Source organism: Actinomadura sp. 9N407 (assembly GCF_044326315.1).
GTDB lineage: Bacteria > Actinomycetota > Actinomycetes > Streptosporangiales > Streptosporangiaceae > Spirillospora.
This window is the reverse complement of the sequence record NZ_JBIRAW010000074.1, coordinates 1-1,255: the sequence shown is the minus strand read 5'-3', so window position 1 is coordinate 1,255 and position 1,255 is coordinate 1. Positions and strand designations below refer to the sequence as shown.

General features: G+C 69.5%; 1 protein-coding gene. It reads left to right on the top strand.

Annotation, left to right across the window (positions count from 1 at the left end; translation table 11 throughout):
* The first annotated feature begins 14 nt into the window (after positions 1 to 14).
* Positions 15 to 1,238 carry a hypothetical protein gene (locus tag ACH34Q_RS46915; RefSeq protein ID WP_395989761.1) on the top strand — a complete coding sequence of 408 codons (1,224 nt, stop codon included), beginning with the start codon at positions 15 to 17 and terminating at the stop codon, positions 1,236 to 1,238.
* The last annotated feature ends 17 nt before the right edge of the window (positions 1,239 to 1,255 follow it).

Here is a 1,255-nt window from a genome sequence, read left to right as displayed (position 1 = left end):
TCTAAACTGCGCCGATGACGGTCGTACCGGACGGTGTCCCACCCGATCTGTTCTCCGATGGCGAACTCGGGGCTCTCAGCGAGGCCGGTATCGCGTTGTTCGCCGGGCGGGTGGTTCTGGAGGCGCAGCCGCCGATCGACGATGCGGTGCTGGGCGCGGTGGCCGAGCGCTGCGCCGGGCCGCTGCCCGAGCCGCTCATCGCCTTGTGGCGCACCGCTTTCGGCGGCCGGCTCGACTACGACCTGCGCGCCGACCTCGAAGGTCATGACGTCACGGTGTCTTTCAGCGAGTTGTTCTATCCCGGTAGCGGCGGCTACCACGATCTGTGGGGCTGGGTCGATCACGAGTGCGCTCTGGCCGAAGAGCACTGGCCTGACTGGTCCGGCCGGCTCGTTCACCTGCCGATCGGTGGGTTCGAGTATCTCGAGCGCGTCTATGTGGACACCGCCACCGGGCCCGAGCATGGCGTTGTGGACTGCTGGCGGCAGGGACTGCCCGCGGGATGGGAGTTGCAAGCGGGCGACCGTATCGGGCGGATGGCCGATGACCTGCGTGCGCTCTTCGGGCAATTGATGCTGGAGCACGACCCCTGGGCGTTGGAGGACGATGCCATCGAGGCGGGTGTGGACCTCCGTGACGCCGTCGACGACCTGGCAGGCGGCACGGATCCGCACGCGCGGACGGCCGCGGAGAAGTTGCGCCGGCTCGTGCAGGCGACGGTGCTCGATTGGCGTGGGGCCCTGGACCAGGGGACGCTGGTGGCGCAGCGTCGGCTCCGGCGGCTGGCCCTGGGCCGGGCTGCAGCAGGTGACGACGTGGAGTCGCTCGCGCGGCTGGTCGCGGTGGGATGTGATCCGTCAGAAGAGGTCTATAACGGGCTCACCCCGATCGATGTGGCCCTGCGCGACGGAGCCACCGCGGCCGTCCGGTGGCTGCTCGACCAGCGCGTTCCGGTCGAGAACAGCTTGCAGGACGGTGCGCACGCGGTCGACCTCGACCTTGCCCGCGACCTCGTCGACCGAGGCGCGATGATCAATGCGACCGCGCTCTCGCGGGCACTGGACAACCAGGACCTCGAGGTCGTGCAACTGCTAGCGCGTGCCGTACAGCCGGACGACACGCTTGCCGGGCTTGTGCCACGGCTCCGGATGCTGGCCGCCCAGGCAGGGCAGGACCGGGACCGGTCCGCGGTGCTCGCAGAACTCGCGGACCGATTCGACCCCAACCACAGCGTCTGACGCCGCGCCAGAGAGCT

Excerpts from the sequence above, each read along its gene's own strand:
- ACH34Q_RS46915 (WP_395989761.1), top strand. The coding sequence starts at position 15 with ATGACGGTCGTACCGGACGGTGTCCCACCCGATCTGTTCTCCGATGGC.